A 16,712-nucleotide genomic window follows, 5' to 3' on the forward strand; every position below is an offset into this window, starting at 1 on the left:
ATCCCGGCCAACAGACTAGCCGATCGGACGGACGGGCGAAATGCCTAACTCGGTTCCGCCGCTGGCTTGAGCGCCAGGGTGGCAAAACTGGTCGGCATGAAAGCATTGAGCGGCGTCGCCTCGTCGGACCAGTCATCCTCGTAGAAGCCGGCAATCATCAGCCCGGCCTCGATCTGCCCGCCAATCTGGGCCTGCAGGCTATGGCTGAATTCGAGCGCTTCACGCTGCTCGATGCGCGCCCGCACCAACGCCTCCGGCAGATCGCGCGCCGCATCGAAAGGCACACGGTATTGCACCTGCAGCGGCGCGCCGGCGTCAATCGCATCATGGTCGAACAGCCAGAAGTCGGGATTGACGAAACCGGAGAGCATGCGCCCGCCCGGCTTGAGCACCGCGGCGCATTGGCGCCAGACCGGCGCGAGATCGGCAATGAAGAGATTCGAGACCGGGTGGAAGATCAGGTCGAACGGGCCGCTGACATGCTCACCCAGGCGGGTCATGTCGGCTTCAACCAGGGTCATCTCCAGCCCGTCGCGATCGGCCACCAGCCTGTCCTTGGCCAATTGCGCCGAGGCGATATCCAGAACGGTGACATCGGCCCCGGCCGCGGCCAGCACCGGCGCCTGCTGCCCGCCCGAGCCGGCCAGACACAGCACGCGCGCGCCGGCCAGTTCGCCGAACCAGTCGCGCGGCACCGCCTTGTTGGGCGTCAGGATCACCGACCAGTCGCCGCGGCGGGCCGCAGCGATCACATCAGGGCCGACCGGCTGGCACCAGGGACTGTCGCCGCTATCGGATTCGGCATTCCAGGCGCTCGCATTATGGCGATGGATATCCATGCATGCCCCCGGGACCTGACGGCCTAGCTGATGGCGCTGGCGCCGGCGAAGACGCCCATATCGCCGAGCTCGGATTCGATGCGCAGCAGCTGGTTGTACTTGGCGGTGCGGTCGGAGCGGGCCAGCGAGCCGGTCTTGATCTGTCCGCAATTGGTGGCGACGGCGAGATCGGCAATGATCGAATCCTCGGTCTCGCCGGAGCGGTGCGACATGACGGCGGAATAGCCCGAGCGCAGCGCCATATCGACGGCGTCGAGGGTTTCCGACAGCGTGCCGATCTGGTTGACCTTGATCAGGATGGAATTGGCGGCGCCGACTTCAATGCCGTGGGCCAGGCGTTCCGGATTGGTGACGAAGAGATCATCGCCGACCAGCTGACACCGGCCATCGAGGCGCGTGGTCAGGGCTTTCCAGCCCTCCCAGTCATCCTCGGCCATGCCATCCTCGATCGAGATGATCGGATAGCTGTTGACCAGGCTTTCCAGATAGGCGGCGAAGGCGTCGCTATCATGGGTCTTGCCCGATCCGGCCAGCACGTATTTGCCGTCCTTGAAGAATTCCGTCGAGGCGACATCCAGCGCCAGGGCGACATCCTCGCCCGGCTTGTAGCCGGCCGATTCGATCGCCGCCATGATGACGTCGAGCGCCTGTTCGGCGGTCGCGATATTCGGTGCGAAACCGCCCTCATCGCCGACATTGGTGTTGAGACCATCGGCCTTGAGGCGCGCCTTCAGCGCATGGAAGATTTCGGAGCCGCAGCGCAGGGCTTCGGAAAAGCTCTCCATGCCGACCGGCATGATCATGAATTCCTGGAAATCGATCGGATTGTCGGCATGGGCGCCGCCATTGATGATATTCATCATCGGGGTTGGCAGCACGCGGGCATTGAGGCCGCCGATATAGCGATAAAGCGGCTGGCCGAAGCTCTCGGCGGCGGCCTTGGCGACGGCGAGCGAGACGCCCAGGGTCGCATTGGCGCCAAGCCGCGACTTGTTGGGTGTGCCGTCCAGCTCGATCAGGGCCGCATCGATCCGGCGCTGATTCTCGGCATCGAACCCGCCAATCGTCTCGAAGATCTCGCCCTCGATCGCCGCGATCGCCTTGAGCACGCCCTTGCCGCCATAGCGCTCCCCGCCATCGCGCATTTCCACCGCTTCATGCTGGCCGGTCGAGGCGCCCGAGGGCACCGCTGCGCGGCCGAAACTGCCATCCTCCAGCAACACATCGACTTCCACGGTCGGATTGCCGCGGCTGTCGAGGATTTCACGGGCGATGATGTCGGTGATGGCGGTCATGAGGGTCAGGCTCCACTGGAACGGATATCAGGCGAAAGTCGTTGGGGCGCTTCATAGCCAAAGCCGGCCGCAAGTCAAAGCCCGCCATGGCAAATCGGGCCAGATCGGGGCCGGCCAGGTTGAAACGCAACAGGCGCGCCCCGATTGCCGGAACGCGCCTGTGGACATTCATGCGCGCAACACCAGCGGTGCTGCAGCGTTCAAGACTCAGTCGTCCTTGACGTCGAGGATCTGACGGCCGCGATACATGCCGGACTTCAGATCGACATGGTGCGGACGGCGCAGCTCGCCGCTGTCCTTGTCTTCGACATAGACAGGGTTGGACAGGGCGTCGTGGCTGCGGCGCATGCCGCGCTTGGACGGCGTAGTTTTTCTTTTAGGGACGGCCATCAGGCTCTCCACGATGCTGAATACGGTTAGAGGCGGTGCGAACCACCCGTTAGAGCCGCGCCATATAGCCGCTTCGAACTGGCCACGCAAGCGCGAGGGACGCTTCTTCGTGACATTCGCGCCCAACAGGCGTATTAACCTTTTGTGGGCGACGCCGCAGACCGCACGATCACGAGACACGATCACTCATTTGAACTTAGGTCGACTGCAGAACGACGCCGCCCTTTTTCTCCTCAATATGTGCCGGATCAGGTCCGTTGCGTCCGCCGTCCTCACCAGCTCCGGCCGCTTCGCGGCCACCTCTTCCATCAAGGAAGAGGAGGGAGACAGGCGAAGCGGCCACCATGATCGCCCTCCTCTTCCTTGATGGAAGAGGTGTCGCCGAAGGCGACGGAGATGGTGACGGCCTCGCGGAAACAATTGATCTGTCCTCTCTGACCTGGAAATCGTGTCTGTCCCAATTAATTCCCGGGGACACTCACCATTGCTATGTGTCTAAACAACTAAATTAACGGGCGTATCATCGATTTTAATGGTGAGTGTCCCCGTTCTTCCAACTTTAATTAATTCAGGAGCTTAGACGTCAGGAAAGTGCGAATGGTCTCGGGGTCACGTTTCAGAATATTGGCCAGCGTGGGATCGACTACTTCAAATTCTCCAGCATGTGCTGCCCGATAATAGCCCACCATCACGGCGATGGAAGCTTCTGGTACTCCGGCAGCGCGGGCCTTCGCTTCCATTATGTCTTCGCTCACGATACGCCGCGAGATTGCCTTGCCCATAATATCTCCGGCCAGCTCCGCAAGGTCGGCAAGGTCCAATGCCTCACTGCCGGTCAGGGGCGGTGTCGGGCCGTCGATCACCTCAATGCCGGCCAGCAAGGCGGCGTCGGCAGCGGCGAGATCATCGTGGCTCACCCAAGCAACCTTGCCGTCTTCCGGTCCCTCCAGTGTACCCGCGCCGAAACCGCGCGCGTTCAGCATCAACGCACTTTCGGCGTAGAAACCGTGGCGAATAGAAGTCCAAGCTAACCCTGATTCTGCCAATAACTTCTCCGTAGCAGCGTGGTCTCTGCCGGGTGGAAAATGAGAGGCCTCTGCGCTTGACACCTGGCTGGTGTAGAAAATGCGCTCCACACCGACTTCACGCGCAATACGTATGGCAGTGGCGTGTTGCTTGAGGGGATTGCCGCCCGTGGCGGCCGCATTCGAGGAAATCATCAGAAGGTTCTTGGCACCGGCCCAGGCATGGCGCAAGCTTTCGGCATCATTGTAGTCCCCTTGACGCACGCGCACCCCACGTGCCGAAATATCGACTACTTTTGACGGGTCACGGGCGCTGACGCCGATGTTCGCGGCGGGTACATGAATCAGAAGGTTTTCAATGATCTTGCGACCGAGTTTGCCGGACGCGCCTGTAACGATAAACATGGGTTTGTCTCCTGAATTTGCTTCGCGCCAAGTGCTGGGGCCAGAGACAAGCTAATTGTTATCGAATTCCTGGATAATCGACTGAGATTCGAATAGCCTGTTCTCTATGAAGAACAATGTGTCGCCGAACGATCTCATGGTGTTTCTCACCGTCCTGAATGAAGGCGGCTTCCGGGCCGCAGCGAAACGGCTGGGCGTTGCTCCCTCCAATATCAGCACGACGGTCTCGCGGGTCGAGGCGCAGCTCGGCTTGCCGCTTCTCCTGCGCACGACCCGAAGCGTCCGGGCCACAGAACAAGGTCGTGCGTTGGCAGACCGCATTCAGCCGCTGTTGGCGGAAATCGATGTGGCGTGCCTGGAAACGGCAAATTCGGCTGACCGTGTGCAGGGACGTTTGAAACTCAACGTACCAGGTGCTGTCATGCCGGACATTCTGCCGCCCCTTCTCGTGGAATTTCAGCGCAGACATCCGCAAGTGGAAGTCGAGATCGTGGTGGAGAACAATCTTGTCGACATCGTCGCTGCCGAATGTGACGCGGGCATCCGCTATGGCACGTCCATCGAGAAAGACATGATTTCCATTCCGCTCGGTCCACGCGTCCAGGAGATCGCGCTTGCGGCGTCGCCCGCGTATATCAAGGAGTGCGGCCATCCTCGGAGCGCTGCGGAACTGACAGAGCACTATGCGATCCGCTACAGATTATCCGGGGGACCTCTCTTGCCCTGGACTTTGCGAAACGGGGAGGAAACGGTCCAGGTGAGGCCTATGACGCGGCTTGTTTTAAGCGTGAACGCGTTGAACACTGGCTTGAGCTACGCACGAGCTGGGCTGGGCCTCATCGCCACCTTCCGCAACTGGCTCGAAGACGATTTTCACGCTGGAATTCTGGTCCCAGTCCTGCCTGACTGGTGGGCTGAACAAGAAGGCCCGAGGCTCTACTACCCAAGCCGCTTCACATCGACGCCGTTACGCGCATTCATCGATCTCTGCCAGAGCCCAACCAGAACCGCAAATAAATGCTGACAGGCACCTATTGCCCCGGCCCACCCTGGGCACACCCATCCCTGAAACCCTTGCCAAGCAAGGGCGCCAGACTGGACTTGTCTCGTCAAGGGCGCGAAGCGCCGCTGCGCGGTCAGGACCCTTGACGAGACAAGTCCAGTCTGGCCGGATCCCGGCATGGTTTTCACGGCGGGATCTGGCCGCTCGGGCCGGTTTGCTGGACGGGATTTGCCCGGTGGCCGGGTATTGCGGCACCGATCAGGCCAGCCCCGCCCCTGTTGATCGGGACAAAGCCAGGGCAGCATACGGGAGCTGGTCCCGATTCCTTGAAACGGGGGCATGCCCGGCCCGGGTCGAGCGCCGGTTCGCAAGGCTCTCGGGAACGACGAGGGACGGGGACCTCTGGTGCCTGTCCCGGGGCAAACCCGCTTTCGGTCGAGGCCCGGCTCCTTCGCCAGAAATCGCCGTGAAAAGAGAGTCCTCCCCGGGACGCGTACCAGAGGTACACGTCCCTCTTTGCCGGCCCATCCAATCCGCCCCCACCCCATCTGCGCTATAATCGGGCGAAATTCGCTCTTTGACATTGTTGGCCCTTGAGAACGCCCCGCCTCCCGATTGCCGCGGGCCGGCACGATAAATGGCAGTCACTGTCAGGCTGCCACGGCCCTGCCACCCCAAGATCGCGAGCCTGCAGGCGGCTGGGCGCCCCCTGGCGGGACAATGGCAGACTGGCAGACAGTCTTTCCCGTTTCACATAATTCTGTTCATCTTCGATATGAGACCGGGCGCTGGGATATTTGATACCCATCCCCTCCACGTGCGGCCGGCCCTCCCCGACCCCGCTCCCCCCTAACGGCAACAGCACACCGCCCGCTACGCATCCTCGCTGCCGCCGTAGTAGAGTAGTCCCCCGCTCTCGACCGATTCCGGTTTTGCGAACTGGACCCGGGCAACACCATCACAGGCAGGACAGGCCATGGATCTGCAACAATACGGCCTCTGGGCGCGGCGGATTGCCGACTGGACGGTCGATTATCTCGGCAATTTGCGCGACCGCCCGGTGCGAGCCCAAACGCAGCCCGGCGATATCCTGCGCCAGCTCCCCGCCGCGCCGCCGGAAGACGCCGAAGCGATGGAGCAGATCTTCGCCGATTTCGAGGCCATCGTGCCTGACGGCATGACGCATTGGCAGCATCCGCGCTTCTTCGCCTATTTCCCGGCCAATGCGGCGCCGGCCTCGATGCTGGCCGAACAGCTCACGGCGGCGATGGCGGCGCAATGCATGCTGTGGCAGACCTCGCCGGCGGCGACCGAGATGGAAACCCGCATGGTCGACTGGATGCGCCAGGCGCTGGGTCTGCCGGACGGTTTCCGCGGCGTGATCCAGGACAGCGCCTCCTCGGCCACCCTCGCCGCCATCCTGACCATGCGCGAGCGCGCCCTCGACTGGTCCGGCAATACCGCGGGCCTGTCTGGCCAGTCACGCCTGCGCATCTACGCCTCGGCCCAGGCGCATTCCTCGATCGACAAGGCGATCCGCATCGCCGGGATCGGCCAGGACAATCTGGTCAAAATCGCCACCGATGCCGATGATTCAATGCGCCCCGAAGCGCTGAGCGCCGCCATCGCCGCCGACCGGGCGGCCGGCCATGTGCCCGCCGGTGTCGTGCTGTGCGTCGGTGGAACCTCGGTGGGCACCTCCGACCCGATTGCCGCGATCCTTGCCATCGCGGCCGCGCAAGGCCTCTACAGCCATGTTGACGCGGCCTGGGCGGGCTCGGCGATGATCTGTCCGGAATTGCGCACGGTCTGGGCCGGGGTGGAGGGCGCGGATTCGATCGTTTTCAACCCGCACAAATGGCTTGGCGCGCAATTCGACTGCTCGATCCAGTTCCTCGCCGATCCGGGCCCGCAGGTGCGCACGCTCGGTCTGCGGCCGGATTACCTGGAAACCCCCGGCCTCGATGATGGCGGCGCCGAAGGCCTGGTCAATTACAGCGAATGGACCGTGCCGCTCGGCCGCCGTTTCCGGGCGCTGAAATTATGGTTCCTGATCCGCGCCTACGGGCTGGAGGGCCTGCGCACCCGGATCCGCAATCACATCGCCTGGGCGCGCGAAGCCGAATCGGCGATTGCCGCCCTGCCCGGCTTTGAAATCGTGACGCCGTGCCGCTTCTCGCTGTTCAGCTTTTGCTACAGGGATGAGGCCGCAACCCGCGACCTGCTCGACCGCATCAATGCCGATGGCCGCACCTATCTCACCCAGACGGTGCATGACGGCCGCTTCGTCATCCGCTTCCAGGTCGGCCAGTTCGATTGCACCCGCGACGATGTGATGACGGCCGTCGAGGTCCTGGCCGAACTGACGCGTTAGTCGCCGCGATCAAAGCGGATTTCACCACCCATCGAGGCGCGCGCATCGCGCCGGGCCGGGTCGCCAAATATCCGGACCACCGCTCCGGTCGACGCCCGCACCTCTGCGCTCCCGCTGGCGTATACCCGCGCTTCACCGCCAGTGGAGGATGCGACCTCTACCGCCTCGCAGACCAGGTTGCGGGCCCGCAGCGAGCCGCCGGTCGACAGGTCGAGATCGAGCGACTCGCAGCTGCCCGAAACTTCGGCCGCCGCCCCGGTGCTGACTTCGAGTGACAAGGCACCGGCATCGATTCCGGAGACCTCGGCCGAGATGCCGCGGTTGAAATCCAGCCCGTCTACGGCCGGCATGGTGACGCGAACCGTCAGATCGAGCCCCCTGTTGCGCCGGAACAGACGATTACGCTGGCGCAGGGAAAGCTCACCGTGGCTGATGCTGGCCTCGAGCCGCTCGAAATCATCGGCGTCGCCCTCGAGGTTCACCGACCAGGCTTCACCGACCGTGACGACGAGCTGGTAACCGCCGCCGGCATTGATGCTGTCAAACCCGTTGAGCTCGAGTGTCTGGCTGTCCTGGGCCAGGGCCAGCCCGGCGGTCAACGCCGTGGCTGCCAGGGCCGTTAAAATCTGATTGCGCATTTTCGTCTCCCGCCGATCATGAGTACCGAGAAACTGGCACTCCTGATCCTGGATGCATCCGGGATCGTGTTTGGATGCATCCCGCCCCGGCGGGGAGCAGTCTGAAGCTCTGCCTAGACCATCCGGCTCTGTTCCAGCGCCGCCGCGACAAAGCTGGCGAACAGCGGGTGTGGCTCGAACGGCCGCGATTTCAGCTCGGGGTGGAATTGCACGCCGATGAACCAGGGATGGTCCCTGATCTCGACAATCTCCGGCAGAATGCCGTCGGGCGACATGCCGGAGAAGACCAGGCCGGCCTCTTCAAGCTTCTGCCTGTAGGCGATATTGACCTCGTAGCGGTGGCGATGACGCTCCTCGATATGGCTGGTGCCATAGATCTCGCGCACGCGGCTGCCCTCGGCGAGGACGGCCGGATAGGCGCCCAGACGCATCGTGCCGCCCTTGTCGTCCGCTTCGGAACGGGTCTCGACCGCATTGCCGCGCGACCATTCGGTCAGCAGGCCAATGATCGGTTCGCCGCCCTCGTCGAACTCGCTGGAGGTGGCGTTCTCGATGCCGGCCAGATCGCGCGCCGCTTCCAGCACCGCCATCTGCATGCCGTAACAAATGCCGAAGAAAGGGACCTTGCGCTCGCGGGCAAAGCGCGCTGCGGCGACCTTGCCCTCGGCACCGCGGCCACCAAAGCCGCCCGGAACGAGCACCGCATGCACGTCCTCGAGCGGGGCGTACGGGTCGTCTTTCTCGAACTGCTCGCTATCGAGCCATTTCAGTTTCACCTTGACGCCATTGGCGATACCGCCATGGGCCAGCGCCTCGATCAGCGACTTATAGGCGTCGAGCAGGCCGACATATTTGCCGACAATGCCGATCGTCACTTCACCATCGGGCTCGGCAATTGTCCGGGAAATCCTGAGCCATTTCGTCAGATCCGGCTCGGGCGCGTCGGTGATGCCGAAACAGCGCAGCACTTCGCGATCCAGGCCTTCACGGTGATAGGCCAGCGGCACGTCATAGAGCGACGGCGCGTCCATGCCTTCGATGACCGCGCTTTCACGGACATTGCAGAACAGGCCGATCTTGCGCTTTTCTTCAGGGCGGATCGGGATCTCGCATCGGCACAAAAGGATATCGGGCTGGATACCGATCGAGCGCAATTCCTTGACCGAGTGCTGGGTCGGTTTGGTCTTCATCTCGCCGGCGACCTTGATGAAGGGCAGCAGGGTGACGTGCATGAACACGGCGCGCTCATGGCCCAGTTCCTGGCCGAGCTGGCGGATCGCCTCGAAGAAAGGCAGGCCCTCGATATCGCCGACCGTACCGCCGATCTCGCACAGCACGAAATCGGCATCGCCGGCGTCGGAAAGGACGAATTGCTTGATGATGTCGGTGACGTGCGGAATGACCTGCACCGTCGCACCAAGATAATCGCCGCGGCGCTCGCGTTCGATGATGCGCTGATAGATGCGCCCGGTGGTGATATTATCAGCCTGGCTCGCCGGCACACCGGTGAAGCGCTCGTAATGGCCCAGATCGAGATCGGTCTCGGCGCCGTCATCCGTCACATAGCATTCGCCATGCTGGTACGGCGACATCGTGCCGGGATCGACGTTGAGATAGGGGTCGAGCTTGCGCAGACGTACGGAATAGCCCCGTGCTTGCAGCAGGGCGCCAATAGCGGCTGAAGCGAGGCCTTTTCCAAGCGAGGAGACCACGCCGCCGGTGATGAAGATATATCGCGGCATGGGCAATCTGCCTATCGGAGATTCGTGCGACCCGAAAGGCGCAATTGCAAATTTGACTGTGAATTACGCCGGGATCAGCCGTCCGTCGGGACGCCATCGCTGGGCAGCTCATCGGCCGGAAGCTCGGGCAGGACAGCATCCGCATTGCGTTCAAACACGCTCTGGCCCTCGGAATTCACACCAACCACGACGGCAAGCAGAATGGAATTGCCGATGAATACTGCGCCCAGGATCATGGTGGTGCGCGTCAGCATGTTGGCCGCGCCGCGACCGCTCATCATGCCGCCGCCGGGGCCGCCACCAACACCGAGAGCGCCGCCTTCGGATTGCTGCAGCAGAATCACTGCCACCAGGGCAATCGCCACCAGGAGTTGGATGATGAGAAGCACGTTTGTCATGAATACCGCCTGAGATTTGGGTTCTGCCCTGCAGACATGGCCCCCGGCCCGCCCGCATGCAACCCGGTCACATGGCGGCGCGTTTTATACCAGCACTGTCCGCTTGGCCAGTATCGTCTGCGGTATCCTGGGCCTCGCTGACAGCCTTCGCCCGGGCGGCCTCGATCTGGGCCCGCAATTTTCCATCGGCAGAACGCGTCTGGAGCCGTGCACGCAGATTGGCGACCGTGCGGTCGATCTCGTCCTTGGAGCGCTCCAGCGATTCGCCATTGGCGAAAGCGGCATAGGTCGCCATCGACAATTCCTTGATCAGCTGCAGCGAACGCTTGTCGGCCTTGCTACCATCGCCGAGCGATGAAATCTGGTCGATCAGGGCCGCAGCAACCTCGGCCGCCTCGCCGCGCGAGGCCTTCACGAGCTGCACGCGCAGTTCGCGCGCCGTCCGGGCCATATCAGCGACATCGAGGCGGACCGGCAATGCGTTCTTCTCGGGCTTGTTGAGCTGGATCTCGACGGAAATGACGATCCGCATTGCCATGCGACGAAGGCGCTCGGCAATAATGACGTCCTTGGCCTCGCGCGCCCAGCTGCTGGCACGGTCGATGGCGGCATCATCGCCATGCACGATCGCCTGCAGGAAATTGGGTACCGTCAGCGGCTGGGTGTCGGAATCACGGTCCGTGCTCTTGCGCCGGTCCGGACCGACATAGTCACTTGTGACGATGAAGTCCTTGCGATCCCGGACGAGGGTGCGCACCCGCTCGGCGGCAAACATGGTCGAGAACGGCCGCACGATAACATCATCGGCGCCACACTCGATGGCGCGGCGGATATGGGTAGTATCCCGGCTCCAGGTCGTCAGCAGGATCACAACAAACGGATTGCGCCCCAGATCGCTGCGCCGGACGCTGCGGACAAGTGCGAAGACATCGGCATCGGTCGCACTGCTTTCCGCGACCACCAGCGCCGGCGAGGTATCAGCCAGGGCGCCCTTGAACTCGTTCAGGTTCGACACGCATTCGATGTTGCGGAAGCCCATCTCAAACAGCGCATAGCGCGATGTGCGCTGGTTGACGTGCACAGGGTCAAACAGCAGGACAGAGGCTCTGGCGTAATCAACTTCACTCATGCGCCGCGCGCTCCCGGTCAATGGATCAAGACATCAAGCTGACGTCATCATTACGGGAATAAGTTTCGATCCGCTTACCGCGCGCCGCGCCGGCGCAGTACGGCCCTAACCTGCAGTTGCGATGATGGAAGCAAACGCATCAATGTCGAGACTGGCGCCGCCGACCAGGGCGCCATCGACATCGTCCAGCGCCATCAGCTCGGCAGCATTGCCCGGCTTGACCGATCCACCGTACAGCACCCGCGTCGTCGCAGGCTCTGGCAGCCGCGTCCGGATAAAGGCATGCATCCGTGCAACGTCGGACGCCGAAGCCGTGAGTCCCGTCCCGATCGCCCAGACCGGCTCATAAGCTATGACAATCCCGCTATCCGTTGCCGCCGGCAGCGAGCCGCCCAGCTGGGCGGCGACAATGTCGAAGGCTTCGCCAGCCTCGCGTTGCTCGCGCGTCTCGCCAACGCAGACGATCGGAGTGAGGCCGGCAGCGAGGGCGGCGCCTGCCTTGGCGCAGACCAGCGACGAACTCTCCGCGTGATCACTCCTCCGTTCGGAATGGCCGAGGATGACATAGCGTGCCCCGGCGTCATGCAGCATCACCGCCGCGACATCACCGGTATGAGCACCGGTCGCACCGGTGTGGCAGTCCTGACCGCCGAGCCGGATCGCTGTGCCGGCACAGCGCTCGGCAGCGGCGGACAGTAATGTCGAGGGCGGGCAGACCAGAACCTCGGCATTGCCCTTGCCAGCGTGCACCGCCAGTGCATCGAAGAAGCCCAGATCCGACCGAAGGCCGTGCATTTTCCAATTGCCGGCAATCAACATGCGTCGTGACATCTAGCCCCCCGTTTTCTCCGGCGCGCCGCGCCCTGGACCGGCACAGGAGTATGCTGCAAACGCCGCCGCCGCAATCTCGGCCGCCGCTTTTGCCCGCAGTACAGCCGCTGATGCTTGCGACAGCGAATCTGCGCCGTTACCTTGCCGCCATTGCTTTCCAGAGGCCCTGCCAATCCATGCTGTCAAATTTTCGCGCCTTCGCCCAATCGCCGCTCGCGCTGGTGATCATCGTCCTGCTGGTTCTGGGCTTTGCGCTCTACGGGGTCGGTGGCATTTTCACCGGCAGCGGCACCGCCGTCGTGGTGGTCGGCCAGGAGCAGATCAGCCAGCGTGAACTGGCGCAATCGTTCGAACGCGAATTGCAGGGGATCCAGGAGCAAAACCCTGACGTGACCCGTGAGCAGGCCCTTGAGGCCGGTCTGGGTGACCAGGTTTTGCAGCGCCTGATCGTGCAGGCCGCCTTCTACGCCAAGGCACGCGAACTCGGCCTGGTCACCTCGGACCGAGCCCTGACTACCGAGCTGCGGACCTACCAGGCCTTCCTCAACCCGGTGACCGGCGTGCTCGACACAACGGCCTATCTCAGTGCGCTGCAGAATGCCCGCATCTCCCCGACCGAATTCGAGCGCTCGATCACCGAGGACATGACCCGCTCGCAGCTGGCCGAAGCCCTCACCTCTGGCGAGCTGACCCCCACCGGCATGGCCGCGACACGCTTTCTGGTGCAGCAGGAACAACGCCGGATCCGGGCGCTGATTCTTGACGATTCGGCCGCCGATGCGATCGGAGAGCCGACCGACGAGGAGTTGCAGGCATTTATCGAGGCCCATCCCGACCAGACCGATGCCCTTGGCCTGCCGGTGTTTACGGCCCCGGAATTCCGGGCCATCACCCTGGTTCGCTTCCAGCTTGAGGACTACATCGCCGATGTCGATATTGATGAGGCGGTGTTGCGCGAAACCTATGATTACCAGGTCGAGAACGGCGCGCTGGGAACGCCGGCGCAGCGCAGCTTCACACAGCTGACTGCAACGGACGAAGCGACCGCCAGCCAGATTGCGACCCGCCTTTCGGCCGGGGAAACGGCGCAAGCGATCGCCACCGAGCTCGGCCTCGACACCCCGCTGACCCAGACCGATGTCCAGGCCTATCAGATCCCCGACAGCCGGCTGGCGACTGCGGTCTTTGCCATGGCCGAGGGCGAGACCGGTGCGGTTGAAGGCAGTTTCGGCTGGTCGGCCGTGCGCATCGACGCCGTCACCGACGCCGTGATCCCGAGCTTCGAGGACCAGCTCGACGCGCTGCGCACCGAGGCCGCGCGCGCCGAGGCCACCAATGCGATGTATGACGCGATGGCGGCGTTCGAGCAGGAACGCGCCAATGGCGCCACGCTGGAAGATGCGTCCCGACGCGCCGGCGTACCGCTCGAGGCCTTCGTGCCGCTCGATCAATACGCCCGTGCCCAGGATGGCGAGATTGATTTCCAGCGTTACCAGGAACTGGCCCCCGATGTCCTGCGCGTGGCCTTTGAGCAATTCGCGGGCTTCGCTATCGACCTGCAACAATTCAATGAGAGTGACTGGTTCACCCTGCGCGTCGATGATGTCATCCCGTCGCAGCCACGCGCGCTGGACGAGGTTCGCGACGAGGCTGCGGAAATGTGGCGCGCCTCGGAAGCCGACAGCCAGTTGCAGGCCCGCGCCGATGAGGCGCTCGCCCAGCTCCAGGCCGGTGAAGACATGGAAGTCGTGGTGCTGACAGCCGGTGGACGGATAGAGACCTCCACCCTGAAACGCGACGAGACGGCCGGCAGCTTCAACGCCACCGCCGTTGGCCAGGCCTTCAGCATGGAGCCGGGCCAACCAGCCCTGGCGCAACGCCGTGGCCCCGGACCGCACATGGTGCTGGTCGTCGACGAGATCATCCCCGCCGACCTGGCCCAGGCCGGGCTTGGCGAGATCGAGCAACGCGCCGCCACCATCGCCGGCGAGATCAATGACGACATCCTGGTGGCAGCCCAGACCGCCCTGCTGAGTGAATACGAAATCGACGCCAGCTCGGTTGACCAGCGCCTGCGCGCCGGTGCCCTGGGCGAAACCGTAACGCCGTGACGGCCAATCCACGCAGCCGCATCCTGCCGGATTTTGCCGCCGTCGAGGCGCGGCTGCAGGCGGGCGAACCGGTTATTGTGCACGCCTCCAAGCCCGATGATCTGCTCACCCCGGTCGCGGCCTATCTCAAACTGGCGCACCGGGACGGGCATGCCTGCCTGCTCGAATCGGTCGAGGGCGGGGCGTGGCGTGGGCGCTATTCGGCCATCGGGCTCGATCCTGACCTGATCTGGCAATGCCGCGGCGGTGTCGCCAGCCAGGCGCGCGGTGATGCGATCGCGGCGCGTGACTTTACCGCAATCGAGGCCGAACCGATGCAGGCCTTGCGCGCGGTCATCGAAGATGCGCGTTGTCCCCTGCCCGAGGGTGCGCCGTCGATCGCGTCTGGCCTGTTTGGCTATCTCGGCTATGACATGGTGCGCTATCTCGAGCGGCTGCCTGAACACGCGGCGCCCGATCCGCTCGACGTGCCCGAGGCCTGTCTGATGCGCCCGCGCACCGTGGTGGTGTTCGATGCGCTGAAGCAGGAAATCCAGGTCTATTGCAGCATCCGCCCCGATGGCCACTCTCCGCGCGACGCCTATGACGCCGCTGCCGCACGGCTGCAGCAGGCCCTCGACACCCTCGCCGGCCCCCTGCCCGAGCTGGCGCCGCCCGGCGGCAAGCCGGGCCCGATCGTCTCCAACCAGAGCGAGGCCGATTACCGCGCCGCGGTCGAGACCGCGCGCGGCTATATCCGCGCCGGTGACGCTTTCCAGATCGTGCCGAGCCAGCGTTTCTCGACGGAATACACCGACGATTCCTTTTGGCTTTACCGCTCGCTGCGCCGTCTCAACCCCTCGCCTTTCCTGTTCTATTTCCGCATGGACGGGTTCGAGATTGCCGGCTCCAGTCCGGAAATCCTGGTGCGGCTGCGCGACGATACCGTCACGATCCGCCCGATCGCCGGCACCAGGCCGCGTGGCGCCACCCCGGCTGAGGATGACGCCCTGGAGGCCGATCTGCTGGCCGACCCCAAGGAGCGCTCGGAGCACCTCATGCTGCTCGATCTCGGCCGCAATGATGTCGGGCGCATCGCCAGACCGGGCAGTGTGCGCATTACCTCGCGCGAAAATGTCGAGCGCTACAGCCATGTGATGCACATCGTCTCCAATGTCGAAGGCGATCTGGCCGAGGGCGAGGACGCGGTCTCGGCCCTGTTCGCCGGCTTTCCCGCCGGCACGGTGTCGGGCGCGCCGAAGGTGCGGGCGATGGAGATCATCGACGAGCTCGAGCCACACCGGCGCGGCATCTATGCCGGGGCTGTGGGCTATTTCAGTGCCGATGGCGGCATGGATACCTGCATCGCCCTGCGGACGGCGGTGATCAAGGATGGCCGCATGCATGTCCAGGCGGGGGCCGGCGTGGTGCTTGACAGCGATCCGGAGTCGGAGCGCGTCGAGACCGTCAACAAGGCGATGGCCCTGTTTCGTGCCGCCGAGAATTCACTGCCCGATTGAGGCCGAGATCTGTTCGGGCGGCGTAGCCCGCAGCGCCGCCGACAGCGTCGTCACGGTGACGAATTCAAACCCGGCCGCCTCGGCCTCGCCAATCCAGCTTTCCAGCGCATCCAGCGTCAGATCATGCGGATGACCGATGACCACGGCATGGCCCTGGGCGCGGGCAAGGGACTGCGCCTCGGCCAGGCGCTCGGCGATGCTGTCGGCGGCGATGACATGATCGAGAAACACGTCGCGCCGCAGCACCGCCAGCCCGAGGCCTTCGGCCACGGCGAGGCCGCGGCTGTCGGCGGTGGTCATCGAATCGACAAATAGCGGCGCCTGTCCGGCGATCGCACCCAGCGCGACGCGCAGGGCGCGCGGATCCCGGGTGAAGCGGCTGCCCATGTGATTGTTGAGCCCGATGGCGCCCGGCACCCTTGCCATCGCCCAGCGGATGCGGGCGCGCAGATCGGCATCGCCGAGATCGACGCGCAGCGCGTGCGGTCCGGGATCGGCAAGGCCGAGCGGTTCCATCGGCACATGCACCAGCACATCGCGGCCCGCAGCCCGGGCGGCGAGCGCTGTCGAGGCGGCGGCGTCGGCATAGGGCAGGATGGCGACGGTCAGCGGGATATCGAGCGCCAGCACGCGCGCCGCGGCGCTCGCGTCGAGGCCGACATCATCGATGATCAGCGCAATGCGTGGACGCCGGGGCGCGGCGCTGACCGGAGCCGGCATCGTGGTCAGGGGCGGGACCAGTGCCGGTACGGTCGCAGAGGTTTCAATCAGCGCCGCCGGCGGTAGTTCCGGCTCAAGACCCGGGGTGGCCGCGGGCGTGGCCACCGGCCCTGCAACCGCGGCAAAGCGGATGGCCCGCTCCGGCGTCTGCGGCGCGGCGCTGGCGATGGAGAACACCGTCGCGCCAAGCAGATAGGCCGAGGCGACGACGAGGCTCGCCAGCAAAGGCGTCGACGCATTGTGGGACCGAATCGGTTTGGCAGGCTTGGAAGGCATGCCACCAGTCGGCCCGCGACGCGTTAACACCGCGTTA

At 64.1% G+C, this 16,712-nt stretch carries 14 protein-coding genes; 4 read left to right on the forward strand and 10 right to left on the reverse strand.

The features are described from left to right. Positions 1–44: 44 nt before the first annotated feature. The 4 genes from ACN0YL_RS08720 to ACN0YL_RS08735 form a co-directional block, all read right to left on the reverse strand. Positions 45–839 (reverse strand): class I SAM-dependent methyltransferase, encoded by a 795-nt coding sequence (locus ACN0YL_RS08720; protein ID WP_417497715.1) that lies wholly within the window; start codon positions 837–839, stop codon positions 45–47. Between the two features lie 23 nt (positions 840–862). Beyond that, the gene (gene eno / locus ACN0YL_RS08725) at positions 863–2,134 is read right to left on the reverse strand and encodes a phosphopyruvate hydratase (RefSeq protein WP_417492177.1); all 1,272 of its coding nucleotides are present in this window, start codon (positions 2,132–2,134) and stop codon (positions 863–865) included. Positions 2,135–2,341: 207 nt separating this feature from the next. Further along, positions 2,342–2,524, reverse strand: a complete 183-nt coding sequence (gene rpmF / locus ACN0YL_RS08730) for a 50S ribosomal protein L32 (protein ID WP_091767016.1) — start codon at positions 2,522–2,524, stop codon at positions 2,342–2,344. A gap of 563 nt (positions 2,525–3,087) precedes the next feature. Beyond that, positions 3,088–3,954 carry an NAD(P)H-binding protein gene (locus ACN0YL_RS08735; RefSeq protein ID WP_417497716.1) on the reverse strand — a complete coding sequence of 289 codons (867 nt, stop codon included), beginning with the start codon at positions 3,952–3,954 and terminating at the stop codon, positions 3,088–3,090. A gap of 106 nt (positions 3,955–4,060) precedes the next feature. Between ACN0YL_RS08735 and ACN0YL_RS08740 the strand changes: the two genes are divergently transcribed. Further along, on the forward strand, positions 4,061–4,978 hold the full coding sequence (locus ACN0YL_RS08740; RefSeq protein ID WP_417497717.1) for a LysR family transcriptional regulator: 918 nt from the start codon (positions 4,061–4,063) through the stop codon (positions 4,976–4,978). Positions 4,979–5,933: 955 nt separating this feature from the next. Then, the gene (locus tag ACN0YL_RS08745) at positions 5,934–7,331 is read left to right on the forward strand and encodes a pyridoxal phosphate-dependent decarboxylase family protein (protein WP_417497718.1); all 1,398 of its coding nucleotides are present in this window, start codon (positions 5,934–5,936) and stop codon (positions 7,329–7,331) included. Here ACN0YL_RS08745 and ACN0YL_RS08750 read toward each other — a convergent pair. The 5 genes from ACN0YL_RS08750 to tpiA form a co-directional block, all read right to left on the reverse strand. Next, complete coding sequence (locus ACN0YL_RS08750) at positions 7,328–7,969, reverse strand: head GIN domain-containing protein (protein WP_417497719.1); 642 nt, start codon at positions 7,967–7,969, stop codon at positions 7,328–7,330. The genes ACN0YL_RS08745 and ACN0YL_RS08750 overlap by 4 nt on opposite strands. A 113-nt stretch (positions 7,970–8,082) precedes the next feature. Beyond that, complete coding sequence (locus tag ACN0YL_RS08755) at positions 8,083–9,711, reverse strand: CTP synthase (RefSeq protein WP_417492182.1); 1,629 nt, start codon at positions 9,709–9,711, stop codon at positions 8,083–8,085. Positions 9,712–9,785: 74 nt separating this feature from the next. Next, positions 9,786–10,109, reverse strand: a complete 324-nt coding sequence (secG, locus tag ACN0YL_RS08760; RefSeq protein WP_417492183.1) for a preprotein translocase subunit SecG — start codon at positions 10,107–10,109, stop codon at positions 9,786–9,788. A 67-nt stretch (positions 10,110–10,176) separates the two neighbouring features. Next, positions 10,177–11,238, reverse strand: coding sequence for a response regulator receiver protein (locus tag ACN0YL_RS08765; protein ID WP_417492184.1), 1,062 nt, complete (start codon positions 11,236–11,238; stop codon positions 10,177–10,179). 105 nt (positions 11,239–11,343) lie between these two features. Then, positions 11,344–12,069: a triose-phosphate isomerase gene (tpiA, locus tag ACN0YL_RS08770; protein WP_417492185.1), complete on the reverse strand. Its 726-nt coding sequence runs from the start codon at positions 12,067–12,069 to the stop codon at positions 11,344–11,346. Between the two features lie 176 nt (positions 12,070–12,245). Here tpiA and ACN0YL_RS08775 point away from each other — a divergent pair, with 176 nt between their 5' ends. Beyond that, positions 12,246–14,180 carry a SurA N-terminal domain-containing protein gene (locus ACN0YL_RS08775; protein WP_417497720.1) on the forward strand — a complete coding sequence of 645 codons (1,935 nt, stop codon included), beginning with the start codon at positions 12,246–12,248 and terminating at the stop codon, positions 14,178–14,180. Continuing rightward, entirely contained in the window at positions 14,177–15,679 is a 1,503-nt protein-coding gene (gene trpE, locus ACN0YL_RS08780; protein WP_417497721.1) for an anthranilate synthase component I, read from the forward strand. Before ACN0YL_RS08775 ends, trpE begins: the two co-directional genes overlap by 4 nt. On the opposite strand, the gene ACN0YL_RS08785 is transcribed toward trpE, so the two are convergent. Then, a complete protein-coding gene (locus ACN0YL_RS08785) occupies positions 15,665–16,675 on the reverse strand; it encodes a divergent polysaccharide deacetylase family protein (RefSeq protein WP_417497722.1) in 1,011 nt (336 codons plus the stop codon). The genes trpE and ACN0YL_RS08785 overlap by 15 nt on opposite strands. Between the last annotated feature and the right edge of the window lie 37 nt (positions 16,676–16,712).

Source organism: Maricaulis sp. (assembly GCF_048269565.1).
Taxonomy (GTDB): Bacteria; Pseudomonadota; Alphaproteobacteria; order Caulobacterales; family Maricaulaceae; genus Maricaulis.